At 64.4% G+C, this 25,631-nt stretch carries 23 protein-coding genes and 4 pseudogenes; 20 read left to right on the top strand and 7 right to left on the bottom strand.

All coding sequences use genetic code 11. The features are described from left to right. Window positions 1-201 precede the first annotated feature (201 nt). Together dnaA and rpsT are read right to left on the bottom strand one after the other, a co-directional pair. Complete coding sequence (gene dnaA / locus ACVIYL_RS08175; protein WP_092080949.1) at window positions 202-1,632, bottom strand: chromosomal replication initiator protein DnaA; 1,431 nt, start codon at window positions 1,630-1,632, stop codon at window positions 202-204. Window positions 1,633-2,859: 1,227 nt separating this feature from the next. Then, a complete protein-coding gene (rpsT, locus tag ACVIYL_RS08170; protein WP_057015335.1) occupies window positions 2,860-3,126 on the bottom strand; it encodes a 30S ribosomal protein S20 in 267 nt (88 codons plus the stop codon). A 373-nt stretch (window positions 3,127-3,499) separates the two neighbouring features. On the opposite strand from rpsT, the gene ACVIYL_RS08165 reads away from it, so the two are divergent. From ACVIYL_RS08165 to ACVIYL_RS08155, 3 genes are all read left to right on the top strand, one after another. Continuing rightward, window positions 3,500-3,817: a hypothetical protein gene (locus ACVIYL_RS08165; protein WP_016842666.1), complete on the top strand. Its 318-nt coding sequence runs from the start codon at window positions 3,500-3,502 to the stop codon at window positions 3,815-3,817. 145 nt (window positions 3,818-3,962) lie between these two features. Continuing rightward, window positions 3,963-4,619, top strand: a complete 657-nt coding sequence (gene msrA / locus ACVIYL_RS08160) for a peptide-methionine (S)-S-oxide reductase MsrA (RefSeq protein WP_050383605.1) — start codon at window positions 3,963-3,965, stop codon at window positions 4,617-4,619. A gap of 173 nt (window positions 4,620-4,792) precedes the next feature. Then, complete coding sequence (locus ACVIYL_RS08155) at window positions 4,793-5,548, top strand: polysaccharide biosynthesis/export family protein (protein WP_168856621.1); 756 nt, start codon at window positions 4,793-4,795, stop codon at window positions 5,546-5,548. A 131-nt stretch (window positions 5,549-5,679) separates the two neighbouring features. On the opposite strand, the gene ACVIYL_RS08150 is transcribed toward ACVIYL_RS08155, so the two are convergent. The 3 genes from ACVIYL_RS08150 to ACVIYL_RS08140 all read right to left on the bottom strand — a co-directional run bounded on the left by ACVIYL_RS08150 (window position 5,680) and on the right by ACVIYL_RS08140 (window position 7,614). Next, on the bottom strand, window positions 5,680-6,354 hold the full coding sequence (locus tag ACVIYL_RS08150; protein ID WP_456778226.1) for a dienelactone hydrolase family protein: 675 nt from the start codon (window positions 6,352-6,354) through the stop codon (window positions 5,680-5,682). A gap of 139 nt (window positions 6,355-6,493) precedes the next feature. Further along, a complete protein-coding gene (locus tag ACVIYL_RS08145; protein ID WP_253605897.1) occupies window positions 6,494-6,829 on the bottom strand; it encodes a hypothetical protein in 336 nt (111 codons plus the stop codon). Next, window positions 6,826-7,614 carry an alpha/beta fold hydrolase gene (locus ACVIYL_RS08140; RefSeq protein WP_253605899.1) on the bottom strand — a complete coding sequence of 263 codons (789 nt, stop codon included), beginning with the start codon at window positions 7,612-7,614 and terminating at the stop codon, window positions 6,826-6,828. Before ACVIYL_RS08140 ends, ACVIYL_RS08145 begins: the two co-directional genes overlap by 4 nt. 309 nt (window positions 7,615-7,923) lie before the next feature. Between ACVIYL_RS08140 and ACVIYL_RS08135 the strand changes: the two genes are divergently transcribed. The 4 genes from ACVIYL_RS08135 (at window position 7,924) to ACVIYL_RS08120 (ending at window position 13,527) form a co-directional block, all read left to right on the top strand. Then, on the top strand, window positions 7,924-8,415 hold the full coding sequence (locus ACVIYL_RS08135; protein ID WP_026192016.1) for a (2Fe-2S)-binding protein: 492 nt from the start codon (window positions 7,924-7,926) through the stop codon (window positions 8,413-8,415). Further along, window positions 8,412-10,697: a xanthine dehydrogenase family protein molybdopterin-binding subunit gene (locus tag ACVIYL_RS08130; RefSeq protein ID WP_253605901.1), complete on the top strand. Its 2,286-nt coding sequence runs from the start codon at window positions 8,412-8,414 to the stop codon at window positions 10,695-10,697. The genes ACVIYL_RS08135 and ACVIYL_RS08130 overlap by 4 nt, the downstream gene beginning before the upstream one ends. Before the next feature lie 291 nt (window positions 10,698-10,988). Next, window positions 10,989-12,086 carry an HD-GYP domain-containing protein gene (locus tag ACVIYL_RS08125; RefSeq protein WP_057015342.1) on the top strand — a complete coding sequence of 366 codons (1,098 nt, stop codon included), beginning with the start codon at window positions 10,989-10,991 and terminating at the stop codon, window positions 12,084-12,086. Window positions 12,087-12,237: 151 nt separating this feature from the next. Continuing rightward, entirely contained in the window at window positions 12,238-13,527 is a 1,290-nt protein-coding gene (locus ACVIYL_RS08120) for a cytochrome P450 (protein ID WP_456778225.1), read from the top strand. Between the two features lie 102 nt (window positions 13,528-13,629). On the opposite strand, the gene ACVIYL_RS08115 is transcribed toward ACVIYL_RS08120, so the two are convergent. Both ACVIYL_RS08115 and ACVIYL_RS08110 read right to left on the bottom strand, forming a co-directional pair. Continuing rightward, window positions 13,630-15,210: an AMP-binding protein gene (locus ACVIYL_RS08115; protein ID WP_456778224.1), complete on the bottom strand. Its 1,581-nt coding sequence runs from the start codon at window positions 15,208-15,210 to the stop codon at window positions 13,630-13,632. Window positions 15,211-15,419: 209 nt separating this feature from the next. Beyond that, window positions 15,420-15,839 (bottom strand): VOC family protein, encoded by a 420-nt coding sequence (locus ACVIYL_RS08110; protein WP_057015344.1) that lies wholly within the window; start codon window positions 15,837-15,839, stop codon window positions 15,420-15,422. 204 nt (window positions 15,840-16,043) lie between these two features. On the opposite strand from ACVIYL_RS08110, the gene ACVIYL_RS08105 reads away from it, so the two are divergent. The 13 genes and pseudogenes from ACVIYL_RS08105 (at window position 16,044) to ACVIYL_RS08045 (ending at window position 25,505) form a co-directional block, all read left to right on the top strand. After that, window positions 16,044-17,015 carry a Bug family tripartite tricarboxylate transporter substrate binding protein gene (locus tag ACVIYL_RS08105; RefSeq protein ID WP_016843619.1) on the top strand — a complete coding sequence of 324 codons (972 nt, stop codon included), beginning with the start codon at window positions 16,044-16,046 and terminating at the stop codon, window positions 17,013-17,015. A gap of 171 nt (window positions 17,016-17,186) precedes the next feature. Continuing rightward, complete coding sequence (locus ACVIYL_RS08100; RefSeq protein ID WP_176936791.1) at window positions 17,187-17,471, top strand: DUF3551 domain-containing protein; 285 nt, start codon at window positions 17,187-17,189, stop codon at window positions 17,469-17,471. A gap of 129 nt (window positions 17,472-17,600) precedes the next feature. Further along, window positions 17,601-18,050: an ArsR/SmtB family transcription factor gene (locus ACVIYL_RS08095; RefSeq protein ID WP_456778223.1), complete on the top strand. Its 450-nt coding sequence runs from the start codon at window positions 17,601-17,603 to the stop codon at window positions 18,048-18,050. After that, window positions 18,035-18,397: pseudogene (locus tag ACVIYL_RS08090) on the top strand (SRPBCC family protein); the annotation flags it as partial. The gene ACVIYL_RS08095 and the pseudogene ACVIYL_RS08090, both read left to right, overlap by 16 nt. An 18-nt stretch (window positions 18,398-18,415) precedes the next feature. Further along, window positions 18,416-19,154, top strand: a pseudogene (locus ACVIYL_RS08085) (DUF899 domain-containing protein). A 144-nt stretch (window positions 19,155-19,298) separates the two neighbouring features. After that, a pseudogene (locus tag ACVIYL_RS08080) lies at window positions 19,299-19,653 on the top strand (DUF1428 domain-containing protein). Between the two features lie 128 nt (window positions 19,654-19,781). Beyond that, the gene (locus ACVIYL_RS08075; protein WP_057015349.1) at window positions 19,782-20,399 is read left to right on the top strand and encodes a hypothetical protein; all 618 of its coding nucleotides are present in this window, start codon (window positions 19,782-19,784) and stop codon (window positions 20,397-20,399) included. After that, window positions 20,386-20,808: a transcriptional regulator gene (locus tag ACVIYL_RS08070; RefSeq protein WP_057015410.1), complete on the top strand. Its 423-nt coding sequence runs from the start codon at window positions 20,386-20,388 to the stop codon at window positions 20,806-20,808. The genes ACVIYL_RS08075 and ACVIYL_RS08070 overlap by 14 nt, the downstream gene beginning before the upstream one ends. A 29-nt stretch (window positions 20,809-20,837) precedes the next feature. Further along, entirely contained in the window at window positions 20,838-21,578 is a 741-nt protein-coding gene (locus tag ACVIYL_RS08065) for a di-trans,poly-cis-decaprenylcistransferase (protein ID WP_057015350.1), read from the top strand. A gap of 113 nt (window positions 21,579-21,691) precedes the next feature. Beyond that, window positions 21,692-23,218, top strand: a pseudogene (gene bchE, locus ACVIYL_RS08060) (magnesium-protoporphyrin IX monomethyl ester anaerobic oxidative cyclase). 211 nt (window positions 23,219-23,429) lie between these two features. Continuing rightward, entirely contained in the window at window positions 23,430-23,753 is a 324-nt protein-coding gene (locus tag ACVIYL_RS08055) for an aminoacyl-tRNA deacylase (protein WP_225646649.1), read from the top strand. Between the two features lie 54 nt (window positions 23,754-23,807). Next, a complete protein-coding gene (locus tag ACVIYL_RS08050; RefSeq protein ID WP_225162097.1) occupies window positions 23,808-23,963 on the top strand; it encodes a response regulator in 156 nt (51 codons plus the stop codon). A 318-nt stretch (window positions 23,964-24,281) separates the two neighbouring features. Continuing rightward, the gene (locus ACVIYL_RS08045) at window positions 24,282-25,505 is read left to right on the top strand and encodes a threonine ammonia-lyase (protein WP_456778222.1); all 1,224 of its coding nucleotides are present in this window, start codon (window positions 24,282-24,284) and stop codon (window positions 25,503-25,505) included. The last annotated feature ends 126 nt before the right edge of the window (window positions 25,506-25,631 follow it).

Below are 25,631 nucleotides of genomic sequence, written 5' to 3'. Positions count from 1 at the left end.
TTGGAAACCCGAAAAGCCGGATCAATACCGGATTTGATCAAACCCACGGGGGGACCGCAAGGTGGCGCGGATGGGCGGCCGGTGCAAGGGATACGGGCGTGAAACGAGCCCCGTTCCCCACGTTTTGGATCGGAAAAAAGTTTAGCCCTCCCCTTTGGCAAAGGGGAGGGCGATGGAACGAGCCGGCCGGATGAAGCGGCCCTATTCCTGCAGCTGGCGCTTCAGCGATTCGACTTCCTCCGAGAGCGCCGTGTCCTTGGCGACTAGTGCCTCAATCTTGCGCACGGCGTGCAACACCGTGGTGTGGTCGCGGCCGCCGAAGCGCCGGCCGATCTCCGGCAGCGAGCGCAAGGTCAGCGTCTTCGCCAGATACATCGCGACCTGGCGCGGGCGCACCACATTGGCGGTACGGCGGGACGACAGCAAGTCGGAGCGGCTGACATTGTACTGCCGGGCGACCACGCGCTGGATGTCCTCGATCTTGATCCGCTTCGGCTCCTGCGGGCGGATCAGGTCGCGCACCTCGCGCTCGGCCATCTCCAGCGTCACCGGCTGGTTGTTGAGCTTGGAGTGCGCCAGCAGGCGATTGATCGCGCCTTCAAGGTCGCGGCCGTTATGGGTGATGGTGCGCGCCAGATAGTCGAGCACTTCCTCCGGTACATCGAAGCTCGCATGGTGGGCGCGGGCGGCGGCGACGCGCGACTTCAGGATGCCGAGCCGCAGCTCCTCGCCGAGCGAGCCCATCTCGACCACGAGGCCGCCCGCAAGTCGCGAGCGCACGCGGTCGTCGAGGCTTTCCAGATCCGACGGCGGACGGTCGGCAGCGATCACGACCTGGCGGCCGGCATCGATCAGCGCGTTCAGCGTGTGGCAGAACTCGGCCTGCGTCGACTTGCCCTGCAGGAACTGCAGATCGTCGATGACCAGCACGTCGATGCCGCGCAGCGCCTCCTTGAAGGCCAGCGCCGTCTGCGTCTTCAGCGCCGCGACGAAGCCGTACATGAACTTCTCGGCGGTGAGATACAGCACCTTGCGCTCGCCGCCGGAATTGCCGGACCAGGTCACCGCCTGCAGCAAATGCGTCTTGCCGAGGCCGACGCCGGCATGAATGTAGAGCGGGTTGAACATCACGGGATCGCCGCGGCGACCTTCCGCGACCTGGCGGGCCGCCGCATGAGCCAGCGTGTTGGAACGGCCGACGACGAAGCTGGCGAAGGTCAGGCGCGGATCGAGCGGCGAGCCGCCGAGCGCGTCGTGGCTCGCGGACACCGGCGCGGTCGCAACCGAGCGCAGTTCAGGCACGAGCCGGCCGTCAGTGCGCTCGATGCGGCGCACTTCGACGGGCGCAACCGTTTCCTTCACCGGAGCCGTCGCGCGGATCGCCGAGCGCACGGTGAGGTCGATGCGATGCACTTCGGGCATCTCGGCCTGCCAGCAGGAGAGCACGCGTTCGGCATAGTGCGCCTGGATCCAGCTCTTGAGGAACCGGGTCGGAACCGACAGGTGCACGCTCTCGTCGTGCACGCTCTCCAGATCCATCCGAGCGAACCAGCTCGTGTAGACGTCCTCGCCAACGCTCGTCCGCAAACGTCCCTTCACCCGCGACCAGCGATCCTGTTCCGTGTTCGTCATTGCCTTCGTACTTCCAAGTCTGAGAGATGATCGTTGCGAAAGCGCCGTGCAGGTTTCCTGCCGCGGCGCGACCTCTAGCGGGCGCGGTCTGCTCCGGACAAAGCTCTCCCGTGTGGCGTCCATGCGCCACCCGACAGATCAGCTGTTTGGAGAAGATGCGCCCCGCGAGGTCAGCGCGTACTCGACGGACGCTTCGGGTGGGAGCTGACGTCCGAGGGGTTGATTACGGCACCACTGGAAATTTGCGCTTCGGCTGTCGTTGGTTCGACTGCAGTGATGATACCGTAAGCCATATGACCTCCCCCTCCCGCCGCGACGTATCGCGGCAAGTTGTCAGCTTGCTCGTGTCTTCAAATTCGAACTGCTGCTACCGAACACCGAAATGCCCGGCGCTTCGCCGCCGCCGTGTCGTCGTCAACCCGTTCACTCGCTCCGCGTTCCCGCTGCCAAATTCCGACTGACGTCCTGGTCTCTCTTGTTCGATCCCCCAAATTGCCGGGGACATCGCCGGAGAAATTTTGACACAGGTCGACCGTCCTCATATCGCTATGAGCCGTCAATTCAGCTTCGCTTGGAAAGCGTCGCTAACGCACACACCGCCGCCGATTTGTGCGTCCGCCCCTGGGTCTCAAACCGCGCTGATCTGGAGAGCCGTGGGCGTCGCGAACAAGAAATAAATACACCAAGCTGATTTTCTGACAATCCGTGGATTCGACGGGGATCGAGACTCTTCGCGACTGTTGCGGCGTTGCCGATGCTGAGTTGCGAAAGCAAGTTTTTGAATCAGCGCACAGATTCACGCGTGTCACAAACGACGGTGCAATACCAAAAATTTTTCATAGAAAATTTACATTTGGTCTCGCGCCGGTCATTTTTCCAATCGCTGTTCGGCGCTATGTGCATAAGTAATTCGCGAGACGTCATTTTTCTCGATTACTTTTGCAGGGTAACCCCGCTTCGCAAGTTTCGTCCGCGAAATGCTCGCGCGCTATTCCATCTATCTAGCTTAGCGAAGAACAATCTGTGGGCGAGTGCGGCGCGTTAAGCATGTCGAGCCGGTAGAACTACGGACGCGACGAAACATGACACGCAGTTCGTTGCGCGGCAACGCGAAGTGTTCTCGCACTATGAAACTTCCACGACAAAAGTCGAGACAAAAACAAAAAGCCCGGCGCGAGCCGGGCTTCGTGACAAATGTGTTTTCCAGTCAGCTCTGGTGGCAAGCCGTTACTTCGCGAGCTTGGCGATGCTCTGCGTGAGGCGCGACACCTTACGGCTCGCGAGGTTCTTGTGAATGATGTTGCGCTGCGCTGCCTTCATCAGCTCGGGCTCAGCGCGGCTCATCGCCTTCAGTGCCGCCTCGCGGTCGCCGCTCTTGATCGCTTCCTCGACGGTGCGCACCGCGCCACGCATCTGCGTGCGGCGCGACTTGTTGACGATGGTGCGGCGGGCAATCTTGCGGGTCGCCTTCTTGGCGGAGGTGGTGTTGGCCATGGTTCTCTAACTGTCCTTCGGCGGTGATCGCTCGGTGGTCGGGCTTGCGCGCACCGGCCGGTTCAAATCTCAACTCTGATGTATTTGTCCAAGGTGGTTTTCTTGGGTGTCCTTGAGGCGGCCATGCGAAGAGCGCAAAATGCTGCCTCCGCATGCGGCACTGTCCAAAGAACAGCGGCGGCAGGATTGCGCCCGCCGCCATCGGTCGGTCTTATAGATGGCGCGGGCTTAAGCGTCAACGCTTTCGGGACCCCAAAAGGGCCCGAAATCGTCCCTGCGGGGGCCGGATAAGCCGCTGAAGAGGTTGAATTTCCGGGGGGCGCCCGGTAAGGCCTGACGACGCGTGGGGCGCGACTGGGAGTTAGGGTGACGCATGATCCGCGGCTTTTTCCGTCTGATCGGCCTTCTGCTGCTGGCCGGCAGCTTCATCTTCATGGTCTATGACGGGGCCCGCTACGTCGCCGACCAGAGCCTGCGGTTCACCCAGTTCGGCCAGTTCTGGAACGACATCCACCAGTCGAGCCAGCAGGCATTCCATGCCTGGGTGGATCGCTTCGCGCCCTGGCTCTGGAATGACGTGATCCGCCTGCTTCTGGAGCAGCCGGTATTCGCGGTGCTCGGCATTGCCGGCATCCTGCTGATGATCCTGTTCCGGCCGCGTAAGCCCCTGATCGGCTACGCGCGCGACTGACTTGTCGGCAGCCCTCCTTGGCTGCACTCCCCTTGGCCGCAGTGCCCCGTAACGGGGCTGCCATCATCCGCGTAAGGACATATATAGGTGACAGCCGGCCCGCAGGCCGTTGCCGCGTCGGCCGATGTCCCGCCTGGAGGTGTCCATGTTGTTCATGCGCAAGACCACCGCGTTGCCGAGCGCCGCCGAGGCGCTGCCGGGCCGCGCGACGCCGATCCCGACCGCGATCACCCATTTCGTCAATGGCAGCAAGTTGCAGCCGCCTTATCCGCAAGGCCTCGAGCAGGCGGTGTTCGGGCTCGGCTGCTTCTGGGGCGCGGAGCGCAAATTCTGGGAACTCGGCGAGGGGATCTACACCACTGCGGTCGGCTATGCCGGCGGCCACACGCCGAACCCGACCTATGAGGAAGTATGCTCGGGGCGCACCGGCCACACCGAAGTGGTGCTGGTCGTGTTCGACCCGAAGAAGATCTCCTACGAGAAGCTGCTGAAGACGTTCTGGGAGAACCACAACCCGACGCAGGGCATGCGCCAGGGCAACGACATCGGCACGCAATATCGCTCCGCGATCTACACGTTCAGCGACGCGCAGCGCAAAGCCGCCGATGAGTCGCAGGCGATGTATCAGAAGGCGCTTGCCGCCAAGGGCCTCGGCGCCATCACCACCGAGATCGCGCCGGCCGGTGAATTCTACTTCGCCGAGGACTACCACCAGCAATACCTCGCCAAGAATCCGGCGGGCTATTGCGGGCTCGGCGGCACCGGCGTGTCCTGCCCGATCGGCGTCGGCGTCACCGCCTGATCGTCTTGTTGAGAAAGAGCTCGCTCTGGAAAGCCGGTTTGCGCTCTTCCCGGGCACGGCTCCAAGCCAATGGGAGGCCGGCTGTTCCGGCCTCCCGCTCGATCCTCGAAAACCCTTTGTTAACCATAAGTGGTGCAAGACTGGGCCTGTCTCGCCGTTGAGGGATAGGTCCGGTGCCGGTTGCACGCGCGTTACGATTGCCGATCACTGCCGTTGTGGCTGCGCTCGCGCTGTCTGGTTGCATGAGCACGTCCGGTCCCGTCGCCGTCGGCCCGCAAGGCGTCGATGCCGTCACCTACGGCCCGGCCTACGCACCCGCTCCGGTTGCCGATGCAGGCGGCGGCGGTGCGATCAGCGCATTGCGTTCCGCCTTCGCCAGCACGTCCCCTGGTTATGGCTATGCCGCACCGGCCGCCGCCCCGGTCGTCTATGCCGCCGCCTCCCCGGGTGGACCCCCCGCCGGTTACGACAACGGCTATCACCTTGGCCCCGGCGACAAGCTTCGCGTGGTGGTCTACGGCCAGGAAGGCCTGACCAATTCCTATGCGATCGACGCCGCGGGCGCGATCACCATGCCGCTGATCGGCTCGGTGCCGGCGCGCGGCCGCACGCCGGCCGGGCTTGCCGGCGAAATCTCGGCACGGCTGCGCAACGGCTATATCCGCGAGCCTTCGGTGGCGGTCGAGATCGAGTCCTATCGTCCGTTCTTCATCCTCGGCGAAGTCCAGGCCCCCGGCCAATATCCCTACGTGCCGAACATGACGGTCGAGAGCGCGGTCGCGATTGCCGGCGGCTTCTCGCCGCGTGCCCGCCGCGACAGCGTGACGCTGACCCACACCGATGCGTCCGGCTCCGGGCGCTTTGTGGTGCCGCTGGGCACGCCGATGAGCCCGGGCGATACGGTATTCGTCGGCGAGCGCTGGTTCTGAAGAAGGATAGTGTCCTTCTTCATTCCGGGATGGTGCGTTAGCACCAGACCCGGAATCTCGAGATTCCCAGATGCGCAATTGCGCATCTGTGGTTCGATACTGGGCATTGCCCCGGAATGACGCTTGCAGCGTCACTTCTTCAGATGCTTTGCGAAAAACTCCATGCTGCGCGGCCAGGCGATGTCGGCGCTTGCCTTGTCGTAGCTGGCGCGCTCGTCGCAATGGAAGCCGTGCTGCGCGCCGGGATAGATGAAGACCTCGACCTCGGGCCGCTTCGACTTGATGGTCTCGACATCGCTCAAGGGAATGCCGGCATCCTTCTCACCGAAATGTAGCTGCGTCGGCACCGCCGGCTTGTCGTCGGCGAAGCGCACGACGGCGCCGCCGTAATAGCCGACCGCGGCGGACAGCCCGGCCAGCTTGGTGGCGGCAGCATAGGCGACGCTGCCGCCGAGGCAGAAGCCGATGATGCCGACCGGACCGACCGACTTCACAGCGTCGATCGCCGCCTGGGTGTCGCGCAGCATCGCGGCCCAGTCCGGATTGGCGACGAACTTCCGCGCCTCGGCGATCTCGTCGGGGGAATAGCCGCTCTGGAAGTTCGGCGTGATGCGGTCGAAGATCGAAGGTGCAACCGCGGCATAGCCTTCCTTCGCCAGCCGGTCGCAGACCAAGCGGATGTGGTGATTGACGCCAAAAATCTCCTGGATCACGACGACCGCGCCCTTCGGCGCGCCGGCAGGATCGGCGCGGTAGGCGCCGAGTTCAAATCCGTCGGAAGCTTTCAGTTTGATGTCTTGTCCCATGGTCCATCCTTGTCAGTTTGGGGGTTGCATGAAGCTTTCGATGATGAGGTCCAAAGCGCGATGACATCGTCATCGCGCTTTAGCTCTCGTTTGAGCATGGCCTTTCGGAAAACCGCTTCGCACTTTTCCGGACCATGCTCTAGCGCCACATCCAGTTCTCGCCCCAGTCGGCCTTCCAGCCGGTCAGCCGGTGTTTGCGGAATTGGAGGAAGAGACGGTCGTGGTGCGGAAACAGCCCGCTGCCGCCGAGGTCGCGGAAGGTCAGGAATATCTCGTTGCCGGGCCGTCCGCTGACATAGGTGAGCGGCGTGCCGAGCGCGCGCTGCGCGTCCGCAACGCCCATGCCGAACGCCAGCGGCGTGGTGTTGGACAGCGTCGCGGTGAAAGTGGACGGGGCTGTGACGAACGGCAGCTTCTGCGCGTTCGCCCCTGTCGTGGCCGCAGTCAGCAACAAGGCAACGGCGACTGACTTCATGGCGCGGTCTTTCCCGGCGCGCCGGCCTCAAGGCCATCCAGGAACGGCAGCACCGCGGTGATGAAGGCCTGCGGCTGGTCGATGTTGACGGCATGGCCGGCGTTCGGAATCACCGCCTTCTGTGCACCGGGGATCTTCGCCGCCATGTAATCGGACGCCGCCAGGAACGGCGTGTCGTCGGCGCCGACCACAACCAGCGCTGGCGCCTGGATCCCGGGCAGCGATTCGATCACCCGTGCATCACGCTGGGCCAGCATGCCGCGCGCCGCGAGCGCGAGGCCCCTGGCGTTGCGATGGGTGACCGACGCGCGCTCGGCGCTCAACGATCTAAGCACCTCGAGCCCTTCGCGGTCGAAGCGGTCGCCGGTCTCGCGGGCGCGCTTGTTCCAGACCTCACGGGCGTCGTCCTTCTTGAAGCCCGGGCCGGTGTCGATGATCAGCAGCGCCCGCACCCGTTCCGGATGGGCGCGATGAAAGGCAAGCGACATGTAGCCGCCGAGCGACAGCCCGCCGACGATCGCCTTGTCGGCGCCGGCGGCGTCGAGCAGAGCGGCGATGTCGTCGATCGTCAGCGCTTCGCTATAGGCATCGGGATCGTCGGGATAGTCGGACTGGCCGTGCCCGCGCATGTCCCACAGGATCAGCTTGTGCCGCCGCGACAGCGCCTCGATCTGGCCTTGCCACATCGCCGAGGTCGAGGAATAGCCGTGGGTCAGGATCAGCGGCGGGCCGCTGCCGTGAACCTCGTAGTAGATCTCGACGCCGTTGCGGTTGAGCTTGGCCATTGACGGGCTCCTTGTGTTTCTCTCGCCGCTGTCGTCGGACGGCGTTGCCGGCGCTTGCTGCCGACGCTTTGAGCAAGCGCCTGGCGATTAGACACCAACGCTGCCATTCCAAAAAGCGTCATGCCGTTGCCGCATCGCACAACAGTCATCTTCGGAAATTTATTCTTTTCGAGCAATTCCAAATTGGATTGCCTCCAGCCGGGAACCGGATCATTGTTTCGGCAACTGTCGCTTACCCGGTGGGCGCCGGCCAAGACCCAACAGTGAGTTGCCGCCGTAAGCGGCTTCCTACACCGGAAGGGGAGAGAGATGCCAAATCTCAATATCAACGGACGGAATATGTCCGTCGAGGCGGCCAATGACACGCCGCTGCTTTGGGTCATCCGCGAGCAATTGCAGATGACGGGCACCAAATTCGGTTGCGGCGCCGGTCTGTGTGGCGCCTGCACGGTTCACGTCAACGGCGAAGCGGTGCGGTCCTGCCAGACCTCGGTCGCCGACGCCGTCGGCAAGAAGATCACTACCATCGAAGGCCTCTCCGCCAAGGGCGATCATCCCTTGCAGAAGGCCTGGGTCGCCGAGCAGGTGCCGCAATGCGGCTACTGCCAGTCCGGCCAGATCATGCAGGCGGCGGCGCTGCTGTCGAAGAACACCAACCCGACCAAGGAAGAAGTGGTCGCGCATATGGACGGCAATCTCTGCCGTTGCATGACCTATTCACGAATCCAGAAGGCGATCATGCGCGCTGCGTCCGACATGCGCACCGCATCGGCCACCGGATCCGAGCGGAGGGCCACATGAACAAGCACGTGAAAAACCTCGCGCCAGAGACGACCGATCTCAGCCGCCGTTCCTTCCTAGTCGGCACCGCTGCAACCGGCCTCGTGCTCGGCTACTCCGCGTCCGGCATCGACCAGGCGCTCGCGGCGCCCGCACCCGCCAACTTCGAGCCGAGCGTCTGGTATTCGATCGCGCCCGACGGCCTCGTCACCGTGACCTGCGGCAAGGCCGACATGGGCCAGCACGTCGCCTCGACCATGGCGCAGATCGTGGCCGAAGAGCTCGGCGCGAACTGGAAGGACATGCGGGTTCAGCTCGCCTCCAACGATCCGAAGTTCAACGATCCCGTGCTGGGCGCGCAGATCACCGGCGGCAGCTGGTCGACGATGATGAACTTCGATGCGATGAGCCGCGCCGGCGCAGCTGGCCGCATCGCATTGACCGAGGCGGCGGCGGCCTCCATGGGCGTGCCGGCCGGCGAGCTGGTGGTGCGCGATTCCAAGATCAGCCACGCGAAGTCGAAGAAGTCGATGTCGTTCGCCGAAGTGGTGAAGAGCGGCAAGGCGACCAAGACCTTCACGGCGGATGACCTGAAGGCGATCAAGCTGAAGACGCCCGACCAGTACACCATGATCGGCGTCTCGGTGCCGCAGCTCGACATCCCGTCGAAGACCAACGGCACGGCCAAGTACGGCATCGACGTGATGGTGCCGGGCATGGTCCACGGCGCGCTGGTCACCCCGCCGGTGCGTTACGGCGCCACCGTGAAGTCGGTCGACGATAGCGCGGCCAAGAAGCTGCCCGGCTTCATCAAGGCCGTCACCCTCGACGACAAGACCACAACCACGACCGGCTGGGTCGTCGCGGTCGCCAACACCTATGCGCAGGCGAAGAAGGCCGCGGCGGCGCTGAAGATCAGCTATGACGGCGGCCCGAACGCAAAACTGTCGAGCGAATCGCTGTTCGCCGAGGCCAAGCGGCTGCAGGGGCTCAGCGATTCCGGAGAGTTCTTCGTCAAGGACGGCGATCCGAACGCGGCCTTCGGCTCGGCGGCCAAGCTGTTGGAGGCGGAATACACCACCAACATCAACATCCACGCGCCGATGGAGCCGATGAACGCCACCGCGGAGTTCAAGGGCGACATCCTGCACATCTATTCCGGCAACCAGTTCGCGACGCGCTCCGGCGCGATCGCGGCCGGCGCCGCCGGGATCGATCCGAAGTTCGTGGTGATGCACCAGATGTGGCTGGGTGGCGGCTTCGGCCGGCGTCTCGACGCCGACATGATGGTGCCCGCGGTGCAGGCGGCGAAGGCCGTCGGCAAGCCGGTCAAGGTCATCTACACGCGCGAAAACGACATGACGATGGATTTCTCGCGTCCGCTGACCTACCAGAAGGTGAAGGCCGGCATGGATGGCGACGGCAAGATCGTCGCGATGAGCCACGACGTGGTCTCGGCCTGGCCGACCGCGCGTTGGGGAATCCCCGATTTCCTGACACCGTCGGTCGACAAGAAGGGTCCGCTCGACTCCTTCACCGTGAACGGAGCGGACTTCTTCTATACCGTGCCCAACCACTATGTGCGGGCGATCAAGAACGAGATGGCGCACAACGCCACCCCGTCGGGTCAGCTCCGTTCGGTGGCGCCGGGCTGGACGTTCTGGGCGGTCGAAAGCATGATCGACGAGATCGCGCATGCGACCGGCAAGGACCCGGCGCAGCTGCGCATCTCGTTGCTCGACGGCAAGGGCAAGAATGACGGCGGCGCGCAGCGTCTCCGCAACACCTTGCTCGCTGCGATGGGTCTTGCCGGCTACGGCACCAAGCAGCTGCCCAAGGGCGAAGGCATGGGGGTCGCCTGCGTGTCGTCGCAGGAGCGCGCCACGGCGAGCTGGACCGCCTGCGTTGCCCATGTCGCGGTCGCCCCGTCGGGCGAGGTGACGGTGAAGAAGCTGACGGTTGCGACCGACGTTGGTACGCAGGTGAATCCCGACGGCATCCGGGCCCAGGTCGAGGGCGCGGCGCTGTGGGGCATGTCGCTGGCGCTGTTCGAGAAGGCGACGTTGAAGGACGGCGGCATCGAGCAGACCAACTTCGACAGCTACACGCCGCTTCGGATGAGCCAGCTGCCGGAAGTCGCGGTCAACGTCATCGCCAATGGCGAGAAGGCGACGGGCGTCGGCGAGCCCGCGGTGACGGTGGTGGCGCCGGCGATCGGCAACGCCGTCTTCAACGCGGTCGGTGCCCGCGTTCGCGGCCTGCCGATCACCGCGGAAGCCGTCAAGGCTGCGATGAAGGCGTAACGGCCTGAACGAACAAGAACGCCGGAGAGCACAAGCTCTCCGGCGTTTTTCTTTGCTTCGCGCGTCGGCCGGGCAGTGACGGCATCAACTTCGACGCCGCAAAAATTCATGATTCGCTGCCGATCTGCGCAACTGCATCGATTTCCGGCCGGCCTGATTTTGCTGGCGGATTCGGCGATCCCTCAAATTGTATCCATTGCGCTTAAGCGCCGTTCAGCATCCCCATTAAGTCGGAGGGAACGCATCGTCAGGTAGCGTCCCGGCGTCGGTCGTTACCGCGACGGGGATTTCATGACAGCCTTAGCCAACAACCAGACTTCGAAGCGCCGCCTCCTGCTGGCGTCAGATCGAAGCGATCAGAGCAACGAGCTCGCCAACATCCTGCGTTCGGTGGGCGAGGTCGATACCGTTCCGACCTCTGACATTCCCGAGCAGCCGGCCCGCGATCTCTCCGGCATCGTCGTCGACATCAACCTGCGCTCGCCCGAAGCCGTGCAACTCGTCCGCGCCAAGCTGCAGGCCGACGCCTATCGCGAGATGCCGCGGTTGTTCGTGCTGGCGGATGCCTTGCATCACGCCTCGATGCAGGCCTGGGCGCTCGGCGCTACCGACACGATCTCGCGGCCGTTCGATGCGCGCGGCATCCTGCAGCGCATTCGCGCCGCATTCCCCGACAACAGCGGCTATGACGAGACCGATCGCGGCAAGGCGCTCAACCGCGGCGTCGAAGCCGCGCACGGCGTGATGGTCAAGATGTTCGAGCGGATGCGCGCCGGCGAGCCGCTCAAGTTCGAGGACATCGTCGCCGCCGAGAACAAGATCCTGAAGGCGATCAAGCACAATTCGCTGCGCGAATGGCTGACCACGGTCGGCTGCCATCACCAGGAGACCTATCGCCACTGCCTGTTCGTGACCGGTTTTGCGGTCGCCTTCGCGCAGCATCTCGGCATGCGCGACGACGATCAGCGCCGGCTCGCCCGCGCCGCGCTGCTGCACGACGTCGGCAAGGCCTTCGTGCCGGTCGCGCTGCTCGACAAGCCCGGCGCGCTGACGGTGGAGGAAATGGCCGAGATGCGCGAGCATCCGCGCCGCGGCTACGAGGCGCTGTCCGCGCAGGGCGGCTTCCCGCCGGAAATGCTCGACGTGATCCTGCATCACCACGAATTCCTCGACGGCACCGGCTATCCGAACGGCCTCAGCGGCAACCAGATCAGCGACATCGTCCGCGTCACCACGATCGTCGACGTCTATGCCGCTTTGGTCGAGAAGCGCGCCTACCGCCTGCAGTTCACCCACGCCAAGGCGTTCTCCATGATGGAGGAGATGGGCGGCAAGCTCGACCAGCAATTGCTGCAGGCGTTCCGCCCGGTGGCGTTCGGGCATTATTGAGCCCTCAACCCCGTCATTGCTTCGTCGCTTCGTCGTCGCAATGCCGGCTGAGGCGATGGCTCTAGCCAATCAACGCAAGTCGCGCTCCTTACCTCCGCCTAGATTCCGGTGATCATCGGCAAGACCGATGCTCCGACGCGTGAGGACGATCATGGATACGGCAACGACCGGGGATTTCGACATCCCCGCCGACATCGCGGCAACCCTCGTCGATCCCGTCGCCTATGCGGACGACCGCATCCACGACAGCTATCGCTGGCTGCGCGCCAACAACCCGTTCGGCATCGCGCGGCCCGAGAAGTTCGATCCGTTCTGGGTGGTGACCAAGCACGCGCATATCCAGGCGATCAGCCGGCAGAACGAGCTGTTCCACAACGCCGATCGGCCGACCACCCTGACGACGCAGGCGCTCGAGGAGCGCGTTCGCAAGATCACCGGCGGGCCCAACCTGGTGCGCTCGCTGGTGCAGATGGACGCGCCAGACCACCCGAAATATCGCGCGCTGACGCAAGGCTGGTTCATGCCGGCCAATCTCGGCAAGTTCGAGGCCCGCGTCCGCGAGATCGCGCGCGCCACGGTGCAGCGCATGCTCGCGAGGGGCGGCGCCTGCGACTTCGTCGAGGATGTCGCGCTCGGCTATCCGCTGCACGTCATCATGGAGATCCTCGGCGTGCCCGAGGCGGACGAGCCGCGCATGCTCAAGCTGACCCAGGAGCTGTTCGGCCCGCAGGATCCCGACACCGCGCGCGTCCGCGACGCGCTGAGCGCGGAGCAGGTCTCGGCGATGCTGCAGGCGATCATCGCCGACTTTTCCGCCTACTTCCGCAAGATCACCGAGGATCGCCGCCAGAACCCGCGCGACGATCTCGCCACCGTCATCGCCAATGCGAAGATCGGCGGTGACTACATGCCGGAGCACGATCAGACCAGCTATTACATGATCGTCGCGACTGCGGGCCACGACACCACCTCATCCTCGACCGCGGGCGCGATCTGGGCGCTGGCCAGGGACTCCGCGGAATTCGCCAAGGTGAAGGCTAACCCGGAGCTGATCCCGGGCCTGGTCGACGAGTCGATCCGCTGGATGACGCCGGTCAAGCATTTCATGCGCTCGGCCACCGCGGATACCGAGCTCGGCGGCCGCAAGATCGCCAAGGGCGACTGGCTGATGCTGTGCTACGCCTCGGGCAATCGCGACGAGGAGGTGTTCGAGGACCCCGATCGCTTCCGCAGCGACCGCAAGCCCAATCGCCATGTCGCGTTCGGCTATGGCGCGCATCTCTGCCTCGGCCAGTACCTCGCCAAGCTCGAGATGCGCATCCTGTTCGAGGAACTGCTGCCGCACCTGAAGTCGCTGTCGCTCGACGGCGAGGTGAAGATGACCCAAGCCTATTTCGTCAATGGCCCGAAGAAGCTGCCGATCCGGTTCGAGGTGAATTGAGTACTTGTCATTCCGGGATGGTCCGAAGGACCAGGCCCGGAATCTCGAGATTCCGGGTTCGATGCTAACGCATCGCCCCGGAATGACGCGATCAAGTCCGCCTCACTCCAGCATCTTCCTGAGCTCCGCCTTCGCGACCTTCTCCAGCGTCGAGCGCGGCATCTCGTCGACGAAGCGGATTTCGCGCGGCAGCTTGAAGTCGGCGAGGCTTGCGCGACAAGCGGCCATGACGTTGTCGTGGAGGTCGACGGGCAGCTTGGCGACGCCAGCCTGCGGGATGATGAAGACGACCGGGACCTCGTCCAGCATCGGATGCTTCTTCGCCACCACGGCGGCTTCGCGTACGCCCGGCACCACCGCGATCACCTGTTCGATCTCGGAGGCCGCGACATTCTCGCCGCCGACCTTCAGCATGTCCTTGGAGCGGTCGCCGAACTTGATGTAGCCGCGCTCCAGCATCGTGACGCGATCGCCGGTGATGAAGTAGCCGTGCTCGTCAAAACTCTCGCGCGTGGCCGTCTCGTTGTGTAGATATTCGGCGAACAGCGACAGGCCGGGAATGCCCTTGATCAGGAGGTTGCCGGTCTCGCCGACGCCGGTCGGCGCGCCGTCGTCATTGCCGATGCGGATTTCGTATTCCGGCGCGGCGCGGCCGATCGACATCGGCGTGTTGGGTTGATCGACCTCGCCGATGATGCCGTGGGTGATGGTCTCCGTCATGCCCCACCAGCCGATGATCTTGATGCCGAACACGCTGAACGCCGGCGGCTCGTTCACGGCGGTGCCCCAGAGCCGGAACTTGTGATTCTTCGGCACCTCGTGCTCCAGTAGCGCCTTCATGCAGAACGGGATCGTCGAGGTCCAGGTCGAGCCATGCTCGATCGCCACCGGCCAGAAGCGGCTCGCCGAGAAGCGCGGCTGGATCACGCAGGTGCCCCCGACCCACAGGCTCGCCAGCATCGAATAGGCCAGCGCGTTGGTGTGAAACAGCGGCAGATAGGTCTGGTGCACGTCAAAGGCGTGCAGGTCCTGATGCGCGGCGTTGATCTTGGCGCCCCACAGCGCGTTGGCGTGGGTCCACAGCACCGCCTTCGGCCGCGACGTGGTGCCGGAGGTATATTGCACGCTGCAGGGGGCGAGCGGATCGGTCGGGCGACGCGGCCGGTCGGCGCTGTCGGCAAACAGCGCGTCGAAGCTGTCGCCGCGCGCAGGCGACTGTGCCGGCGCTTGCCCGGCGTCGTGCGAGGTCACCGCGATCCAGCGCAGGCTCCTGCAGTTGGCGGCGATCAGTTCTGCATAGGCCGGCTGGGTGATCGCGGCGACCGCGCCGCAATGGCCGGCAAAATATTCGATCTCGGCGGCGGCGGAACGGGTGTTGGTGGTGACCGCGATGGCGCCGAGTTCGACGCAGGCGAACCACGACATGATCGCCTCGACGCAATTGTCGAGATGGATCAGGACGTAGTCGCCTTGCCGGATGCCGCGCTTCGCAAGGCCCGCAGCCAGCGCGCCGACCCGCTCATGGAATTCGCCGTAACTCCAGCGCCGTGCCGGCGCGTCGAACGGCGCCCAGATCAGGAATGGATGGTCGCGGCGCACCTCGGCGCGCATCCGCAGCAGCCATGGCACGTCGAGCCCCGCAAACGGTCCCACGACGCCTGGTGCTGGATTCGAGTTGGCCATATGTCCTCCCGCGCAGCCTTGTCGGCCGCCATTGGTCTTGGTTGGGAGCAGTTCTGCCATCGGTGTGCGCCGAGAGCAAATCGGGATTTGCAAAGCGGTTTTGCGCTGAAGCAATCTGTTCCGCCGCACGGAAGAGATCGATTTATTCGCGGCATCCGTCATCGGGCGCGCATTCGCACGCCGCGCCGGCTCGCAAGGACGAACGAAAGCTACGTCGCGTTCTTCTCGTATGACGAGATCTCGATCAGGCTGCCGTCGGGGTCGCGGCAATAGACCGAGCGCAGCGTGCCGCGCGCGCCCTGCTTGGCCACCGGGCCTTCCTCGATCCTGACGCCATTGGCCTTCAGATGTGCGACCACTTCCTCGGGCGTGCTCGAAGTGAGGAAGCAGAGATCGTCGCTGCCGGCCGCCTCGTGATCGGCGGTGAACCAGTCCACCTTGTCGGCATCGCGCGGCCGCACATTGATCTTCTGGTTGCCGAACACCAGCGAGGTGCGCGGTGTCTTGCCCTTGCCCGGGTCGAACACCTTCACCTCCATGCCGAGGATCCTGCTGTACCAGGCAACCGAGCGCACGACATCGGTGACGTTGATCACGAGATGGTCGAGCCCATTCACCTTGACGGACATGATCGATCCTCTTCGGTCCAGAGTGCTTTCGAGCGATGTGGTCGCCGGTTCTGGTGCGATCAGAGCCGAAGCTTAGTCTTTCGTCGCGGTCGGCGGCGCACGTGTCGCACTGGTCGCTTCAGGCATTGTTTGTTAAAACCGCGCCGCACGCAACGCAACAGAAACGGGCAGGGCGCCAAACCCTGCTGGATTGGGAGAAACTTCATGATTTCACGCCGTACCGCGCTGGGCCTGATCGGGTCGGGGATTTCGACATTCGCGATCGGCCGCGCTTCCGCTGCCGACTATCCGGCGCGGCCGGTGCGCTGGATCGTGGGTTATCCGCCGGGCGGCGCCACCGACATCATCGCGCGCCTGGTCGGGCAGCGGCTGTCGGAGAGGCTCGGGCAGCAATTCGTGATCGAGAACAAGCCGGGCGCCGGCAACAATATCGGCACCGAGGCGGCGATCAACGCCGAGCCGGACGGCTACACCGTGCTGCTGGTCAATCCGGCCAATTACATCAATGCCTCGCTTTACGCCAATCTGAAGTTCAACTTCGTGCGCGACGTCGCGCCGGTTGCTTCCTTCAATCGCGTGCCGAACGTGATGACCGTCAACAAGGACGTGCCGGCCAAGACCGTCGCCGAGTTCATCGAATATGTGAAGGCCAATCCCGGCAAGGTGAACATGGCCTCTTCCGGCAACGGCACCTCGGTGCATCTCTCCGGCGAGATGTTCATGGCGATGACCGGCTGCAAGATGCAGCACGTGCCGTATCGCGGCGCCGCGCCCGCGATCACCGACATGCTCGGCGGCCAGGTGCAGGTGATCTTCGACAACATGCCCTCGATCATCCAGCACATCCGCTCCGGCGCGCTGCGCGCGCTGGCTGTGACCTCAACGGAGCGATCCTCGCAACTGCCCGATGTTCCGTCGGTTGCCGAAACCGTAAAGGGCTACGAGGCGAGCGCGCTGTTCGGCATGGGCGCGCCGAAGAACATGCCGAAGGAAGTTATCGCCAAGCTCAACACCGAGATCAACGCCGTGCTCGCCGAACCCGACATGAAGAAGCGCCTGGTCGAGCTCGGCGGCGATCCGCTGATCCAGACGCCGGAAGCCTTCGGCAACGACATCAAGGCCGAGACCGACAAGTGGAAGAAGGTGGTCGAGTTCGCCGGCCTCAAGGTCGAGTAGGCCTCGCAAGAGGCGCGATGCTGGATCGCGCGGGACAAACGTGGCCCGCGTGGTACAGCCGGTCCCTGGCCGAAGCCGAATTCGTCGGCCTTGACCCGGAATAAAATGACGTTCAGGAACCTTATCAAAGGTGCCGCACCTGGCTAACTGCGGCGTCCGAGGAGCCGGATCATGCGCGCATCGGGATTGGCAATGCTTGTTCTGGGAACGATGACGCTCGCAGGCGCGGCGAGTATCACGCCCGCTTCCGCCGATCCTTATGACTACCCATGGTGCGCGCAGGGCCCGAGCCTGGGTTATCCCGGCGAATGCGCTTACCGGACCTACCAGCAATGCCTCGCGAGCGTGTCCGGCCGCTATCTCTATTGCGGCGAGAATCCGCGCTTCCTGTTCAGCGAACCGCCGCCGCCATCGGGCCGCTATCAGCGCCGGCACCGGACCGTATATCCCGACTAGCGTTGCGGCATCACCGCAAGGCAGTCTGTCGCCACCGTTCCTGACGTTCGTCCCTGCGTCGGGTCCATCCTGACGCGATCGTGAAGCCGCGCGCTTGACGTCGCGCCGTTCGCGTATATACTAAACCACATGGTTAAGTATGAGGACGAGACGCTGGACCGCACCTTTGCGGCGCTTTCCGATCCCACCCGCCGCGCGCTGCTGGCGCGGCTTGGCGACCAGGAAAGCCTGTCGGTGAGCGAGCTGGCGCAGCCATTCGCGATGTCGCTGCCGGCGATCATGAAGCATCTCGACGTGCTCACCGATGCGGGTCTCGTCGCGCGCGAAAAGACCGGCCGCACGGTGGCGTGCCGGCTCACCGCACGGCCGATGGAGCAGGCGATGAACTGGCTCAATCGCTATGCGCAATTCTGGTCCGACAATCTCGACCGCCTTGCCGCCTTTGTGGAGGAAGAACCATGGCAAACCAATCCGCCGCCGACGCCGGCCTCGCCGCGCGCCCAAGCCTCACCCTCACGCGGCGCCTCCGCGCGCGGCCGGAAAAAGTCTACGCCGCGTGGACCGAGCCGGAAAATCTAGCGCAGTGGTTCGGACCGGGTGGGGTCAAGCCGGCCACGACGCGTGCGGAGCTCGATGTCCGCGTCGGCGGACGCTATCGCATCGGATTCATCGGCACCAACGGCGAATATCACGAGGTCGGCGGCGTCTATCGTGAGGTGGTGCCGAACGAGAAGCTGGTGTTCAGCTGGGCCTGGCATTCGACGCCCGAACGCGAATCCGAGGTGACGATATCGATCAAGCCCGATGCCGGCGGTACGTTGCTCACCTTCCATCACGCGCAGTTCGTCGATGAGACCGCCCGCGACAACCACCAGCGCGGCTGGACCGCATTCCTCGGCAATCTGGAAAGCTTCGTCGACGCCTGACCTGCAAAGGAGCATCCCATGCAACAGCACATGATCGTCTCGCGCGAAGAATGGATCGCAGCCCGCAAGGCGTTGATGGCCGGTGAGAAGGAACTGACCCAGGCCCGCGAAGCGCTCAGCCGGCAGCGCCGCGAACTGCCCTGGGTCAAGGTCGACAAGGACTATGTGTTCGACGGGCCGGGCGGCAAAATGACGCTCGGCGATCTCTTCAAGGGCAGGCCGCAACTCGTGGTGCAGCATGTGATGTTCGCGCCGGAGTGGGACGCGGCGTGCAAGAACTGCTCGTTCTGGGCCGACGGTTTCGAGCGCATGGTTCCGCATCTCGCCGCGCGCGACACCACGATGATCGCGATCTCGCGGGCGCCGCTCATCAAGCTCGACGCATTCAAGGCGCGGATGGGCTGGACCTTCGACTGGGTCTCCTCGGGAGAGAGCGACTTCAACGACGATTACGGCGTGTCGTTCACGCAAGCGCAGATCGATGCGGGGAACGCGAAATACAATTATGGGAACGACGCCGCTCTATGGTCCCGAACTGCCCGGCATCAGCGTGTTCTTCCGCGATGAGACAGGGAGCGTGTTCCACACTTACTCGACCTTCGCGCGCGGCCTCGACATGATGAATGCCGCCTATCACTATCTCGACCTGACGCCACTCGGCCGCCACGAGGAAGGATTGCCCTATCCGATGGATTGGGTGCGGCTACGTGACCAGTACCAACCGGCGCCGGTTCAGGCATCCTGCTGTCACAGCTGATCGTCATTGCGAGGGGCTCGCGACAAAATTGCAGGGCAATTTTGCGTGGAAGCGACGAAGCAATCCATCTTCAGCGTTTGGAGAGATGGATTGCTTCGCTGGCGCTCGCAATGAGAGGGAGCCCAAACAGCAGGAAACCGCCCAATGCCTTACGTCGATGGATTCATCGTCGCCGTGCCGAAGAAGAAACTCAAAGCCTATGCGCAACTCTCGAAGAAGGCCGGTAAGGTCTGGCGCGAGTATGGCGCGTTGGATTATCGCGAATGGGTCGCCGACGACGTCAAGCCGGGCAAGCTGACCTCGTTTCCGCAGAGCGTGAAACTGAAGGCCGGCGAAACCGTCGTGTTTGCCTGGATCACCTACAAGTCGCGCGCCCAGCGCGACCGGATCAATGCCAAGGTGATGGCCGATCCGCCTGGCATCGATGAGCATGGATGACGTGCCGTTCGACGGCAAGCGGATGATCTATGGCGGCTTCGCCAGCCTGGTGAAGGTCTGACGCGGCACGGTTTCGCCGCAATCCGCGCAGTAACCGGCTGTTAAACATCACGCTCGGCAAGCCGCGCGATGCCGCTTGCGTTTACTTGGTGATCCCGTATACTTTGCATTACAAAGTTCGGGCGAATCATGCGTGACCTCGACAAGGCGTTGGCCGATATCCTCGCCATCCGCAGCCAGATTGCGGCCGGAACGGCGTTCCGCGGCTACGGTCCGGCAACCGTCGCCGCCACCAGCGGCATCGCGCTGGTCACGGCGCTTGCGCAATATCTCTGGCTCGCCGATCCCACCGCTCATCCGATCGCGTTCCTCGCAGGCTGGGCGGCGGCCGCGTTGGTCTCCGCCGTGCTGATCTGGATCGAGATGCAGGCGCGCTCGCGGCGGCATCATTCCGGCCTTGCGGACGCGATGGTCCAGCAGGCGATCGAGCAGTTCGTTCCCGCGGCGATCGCCGGCGTGCTGCTCGCGATCCTGCAATGGAAGTTCGCGCCCGAGACGTTGTGGATGCTGCCCGGCCTGTGGCAGGTGCTGGTCAGCCTCGGCGTGTTCGCTTCGGTCCGCCTGCTGCCGCGCACGATCGCGCTCGGCGGCGCCTGGTATTTCCTGTCGGGCTTCACGGTGCTCTTGATCGCAAGCCAGAGCCACGCGCTGTCGCCCTGGACCATGGGACTGCCATTCGCGATCGGCCAGTTGCTGCTCGCAGCGCTGCTCTATTTCGCTTCCGGAGGCCATGATGCCGAAGACTGACCTGACCACCGCGCCGTTCGCCTATGACGGCCTCGACCGCGTCATCCACGAGAAGGCGCGGCTCGGCCTGCTGACCTCGCTGATGGCGCATCCGAAGGGGCTCGCCTTTGCCGATCTCAAGCAGCTCTGCGGCCTGACCGACGGCAACCTCAGCCGGCACCTCCAGGTGCTGCAGGAGGCCGGTCTCGTCGACGTCATCAAGGGCTATGAAGGTAATCGTCCGCACACCACCTGCCGCCTGACCAAGAGCGGTCGTCGCCGCTTCCTCGACTATCTCGCCGTGCTCGAGCAGCTGGTGCGTGACGCGGCCAAGGCCGCCGGCACGGCCGAGAGGGCCGCCGGCACGGCAGAAAAGGCCGCCGGCAAGGACGACCGCGCAGCCGGCCGCCTCGGTATCCAGCCGGTTTGAACCATCTCATTTTGTCCGGAGACTTTGTGATGCAAAGTAACGTCGCGCTCAAGCCGGAAGCCGCCTTCAGGCTCCATGTCGGCATCATCATGGACGGCAATGGCCGCTGGGCAACGCGGCGCGGCCTGTCACGGCTGCGCGGACACGAGGCCGGCGTCGAGGCGATCCGCCGCATCGTCGAGGCCGCGCCGGACCAGGGTGTCGGCACGCTGACGCTCTACGCCTTCTCGAGCGATAATTGGCGCCGTCCGAAGGCCGAGGTCGCGGCACTGATGGGGCTGCTGCGCTTCTATCTCGCCAACGAGATCGCTGCGCTCGTGCGCAACGGCGTTCGCCTCACCGTGATCGGCCGCCGCGACCGGCTGCCCGACGGCATCGCCGCCGCGATCACGCGCGCCGAGGCCGAGACCGCCGGCGGCACCACGCTGCATCTGCGCATCGCGATCGATTATTCGGCGCGCGACGCCATCCTGAACGCCGCCGCGCGCGCGGCCGGCGCCGGCGAGCTCAGCCGCGAGACGTTCTCCGATCTCATTACCGGCGAGGCCGGGCTGCGCGACGTCGACCTGATCATCCGCACCTCGGGCGAGAAGCGGCTGTCGGACTTCCTGCTCTGGGAGGGCGCTTATGCCGAGCTGCATTTCACCGAGCGGATGTGGCCCGAATTCGATGCCGACGATCTCGCCGACGCACTCGGCTCCTTCCATCGCCGCGAGCGCCGCTTCGGCGGACTGACCGCGATCGCGCCGGCTGAGGTGCCGAACCTCTAACGCGTCAAGCCGCGCCAACTGCTCTATTCCTAAAGCCCGGCCGGGGGGTTGGGCTCTCTCTCACAAGATGCGGGGACGAACGATCACGCCAACCAAAGCGGGAGCGATCATCCATGCGCATTCTTCTCATCAACGTGCCGCATCCGGCGATCGGCAGCCGGATCCCCGACGACCATCTGCCGCCACTCGGCCTGCTGTCGATCGGCGGGCCGCTGATCGATGACGGCCACGACGTTGGTCTTATCGATGCTGAGTTCGGGCCGATGCCGGTCCAAGCCATCGTGGCGGAGGCATCGAGATTTGCACCGGATGCGGTGCTGTTCGGCCATTCCGGCTCGACGTCGGGCCATCCTGTCATCGCCGAGGTGGCGCAGGCGATCGTCAAGGCCGTGCCCGGTGTGCGGATCGTCTATGGCGGCGTGTTTCCGACCTATCACTGGCGCGACATCCTGCGCGAGGAGCGCTACATCACCGCGATCGTGCGCGGCGAGGGCGAAGAGACGGCGCGGCGTCTGATGCGAGCGCTGGAGGCCGGCGAGGATCTCCGTATCATCAACGGCATCGCATTCCGTGACGATTACGGGCCGCGCGTGACGCCGCCTGCGCCTGTCATCCGTGACCTCGATGCCTATCGCGTCGGCTGGGAATTGATCGATCACGCGCGCTACAGCTATTGGGGCGGGCTGCGTGCCGTCGTCGTGCAATTCTCGCGCGGCTGTCCGCATCTCTGCAATTACTGCGGCCAGCGCGGCTTCTGGACGCGGTGGCGGCACCGCGATCCCGTGCGCTTTGCGAAGGAGCTGGCGCGGCTCCATCGCGAGCACGGCGTCAAGGTGATCAATTTCGCCGACGAGAATCCGACCGTCTCGAAGAAGGCGTGGCGGGCCTTTCTCGAGGCCCTGATCGCGGAGGATGTCGATCTGATCCTGGTCGGCTCGACCCGCGCCGACGACATCGTGCGCGACGCCGATATCCTGCATCTCTACAAGAAGGCGGGCTGGCAGCGCTTCCTGCTCGGCATGGAGAACACCGACGAGAAGACGCTGGAGCTGATCCGCAAGGGCGCGACCACCACGATCGATCGCGAAGCCATCCGTTTGATGCGCCAGCACGGCATCCTGTCGATGGCGACGTGGGTGGTCGGCTTCGAGGAGGAGACCGATCGCGATCATTGGCGTGGTCTCAGGCAGCTGTTGTCCTATGATCCCGACCAGATCCAGATGCTCTACGTCACGCCGCATCGCTGGACGCCGTATTTCCGTCTCGCGGCGGAGCGGCGCGTCATCCAGACCGATCGCAGGCTCTGGGACTACAAGCATTAGGTGCTGGCGACCCGGCACATGCCGCCATGGCGCGTGCTGCTCTGGTTCAAGTTCACCGAGATGGTGCTGCAGTGCCGCCCGAAGGCGCTGCTCCGCGTGCTGCTCCACCGCGACGCCGGACTTCGTCACGCGATGCGCTGGTACACGCAGATGGGCCGCCGGGTCTGGCCGCACGAAATCCTCGGCTTCCTGCGCGACAAGAGGTTGAAGAACGGGCCCACCGTGCAGGAATTTTGGGGCGCGCCGCAGGATATGGAGGAGGAATCGATGTCGTCGCACCGGCCCGAGCGCCGCGTCGGCACATCACGCGCGGCGTAAGTCGATACCGTCTTGTCGGGTTCTGGATATCTGGCGCTGATGACTGGACGCCTCAGTCATCAGCGCGATAATTTCCAGGTCGGCTGCGCAGAACAAAAAGAACCGTGGCGGTCGAGGCGTCGAGTTGAGCATACAGGTTGCGATCTTAAAAATATTGGCCAGTCACGTCCGCGGCAAAGCCACAATCAATTCACTTAAGCACGATCTCGCCGTGCTCTCATCGAGCGGCGACGATTGGCATGCGCGGATCAAACGTCTGGCGTCGCGGGTCCCCGAACTCGACATCTTTAGCCATGGCTATGTGCTCCGTGACGTCGAAGGCTGGGAGATCACATCGGCCGGTCGCGAGTTCCTGCGTGCACTGGAAGCGGTCACGCAAGACAATCTGCCGTCCGCGCCATCGGCCGATACCGTAATCCGCGCCGAGGGCAGGCTGATCGTGGTCGGTCACCGCTTCAAGAATCGGGTGCGGGCACCGAGTGATCCCGAACAGAGCACATTGGCGCGCCGCCGGCCGATCCGCGAGCCGCATTGAACCTCACTGCGCTGCCCGCGACCTACCTTCGGGACGTGGCTCCGGAGGTCGCAAATGACTGCTTTGGCTCAATCGATCGCACGCGCGTTTCCGGCCAATTCGCTTCGGAGCAGCATCGCCCGGCATGTCCTGCTGCTTGCCTCCGCGGTCCTGTTCGTCGCGGCGCTCAGGGCAAGCTACGGCCTCGATCTCAGCGCTGGTCTCTTCTAGCCGCGCGACAAATTATCCGGCCTCAAGTCATATTGGGTTAACCGGACCGAGGTAGCCGGGCGCACGCTTTCCTTGCATCTCTAACCCGGGCCGGTCTTCCATGGATAAGCCGATGCACTGCCAGTGCGGCAGGACGCGAACCATTGTGCTCGACAAGCATTTCCGCACCGCGCTGGTATGCCCGAAATGTGATGAGGTTCAACTGACCGGGCCGGCGAGGCCGGAGGAACGGGTGTTGACCGCACGCTAAAGCGCGGTCGTGTTCGGCGCCGAAACCCGCTAGGTTCCGTCTGACGAAACGGACCAAAGCGAAACCCGATGCCGCAGCCTTCCGACACCGCCGCCATCACCCTTGCCGACATACGCCGTGCCGCGGATGTGATCCGGGATGCGGTCATGGTCACGGCCTGCAACGAGAGCCGCACGCTGGGCGAGATCTGCGGCTGCCGCCTGTTCCTCAAATTCGAGAACCTGCAATTCACAGCGACCTTCAAGGAGCGCGGCGCGCTGAATCGTCTGCAGGCGCTTTCGCCCGCGGAACGCAAGCGCGGCGTGATCGCGATGTCGGCCGGCAATCACGCCCAGGGCGTGGCCTATCACGCCAAGCGGCTCGGCATCCCCGCCACCATCGTGATGCCGATCGGCACGCCAATGGTGAAGATCGAGAACACCAGGCGGCACGGCGCCGAGGTCATCATCACCGGGCAGACGCTGGAAGAATGCTTCGCGTTCGTCGGCTCGCATGCCGCGCAGAAGGGCCTGATCCTGATCCACCCCTATGACGATCCGCTGATCATTGCAGGACAAGGCACGATCGGACTTGAAATGCTCGCGGCGGTGCCGGAGCTCGATATCCTGGTGGTGCCGATCGGCGGCGGCGGGCTGATCTCGGGCATCGCCACGGCCGCAAAGGCGCTGAAGCCGTCGATCCAGGTCGTCGGCGTGCAGGCCCAGCTCTATCCGTCAATGTACAATGCGGTCAAAGGCGAGCAGCTGCCGATGCGCGGCGACACCCTCGCCGAGGGCATTGCGGTCAAGGCGCCCGGGCAGATCACCACGAAAATCGTGCGCGAACTCGTCGACGACATCATCCTGGTCAGCGAGGACCAGATCGAGCGCGCGGTCGCGACCCTGATCTCGATCGAAAAGACGGTGGTCGAAGGCGCCGGCGCCGCCGGCCTCGCGGCGGTGCTCGCAGCTCCCGAGCGCTTTGCGGGCAGCTCAGTCGGCCTGGTGCTGACCGGCGGCAATATCGACACCAGGCTGATCGCCTCGGTCCTGACCCGCGAGCTCGCGCGCGAGGGACGGCTGACCCAACTGGCGCTCGACATCGTCGACCGGCCCGGACAGCTCGCGGCGGTGTCGATCCTGCTTGCCGATGCCGGCGCCAACATCATCGAGGTCTCGCATCAGCGCACCTTCTCCGACCTTCCGGCGAAGGCGACGCTGCTCGAGCTCGTGATCGAAACCCGCGACCGCGCCCATCTGGAGGACGTGCTGGCAAGGCTCAGCTCCGAAGGATTCGCGGTCCGGGAAAGTTAGCTGTCAGACTGCTTGACCGTCATCCTGAGGCGCGAGCGGAGCGAGCCTCGAAGGATGAATCGGCCACCAGCCGGGCCGTCGATCCTTCGAGACGCGCGCAAGTGCGCGCTCCTCAGGATGACGGAT

The organism is Bradyrhizobium sp. USDA 3315 (assembly GCF_054056795.1).
This window is presented reverse-complemented; position numbering and strand designations above follow the sequence as displayed.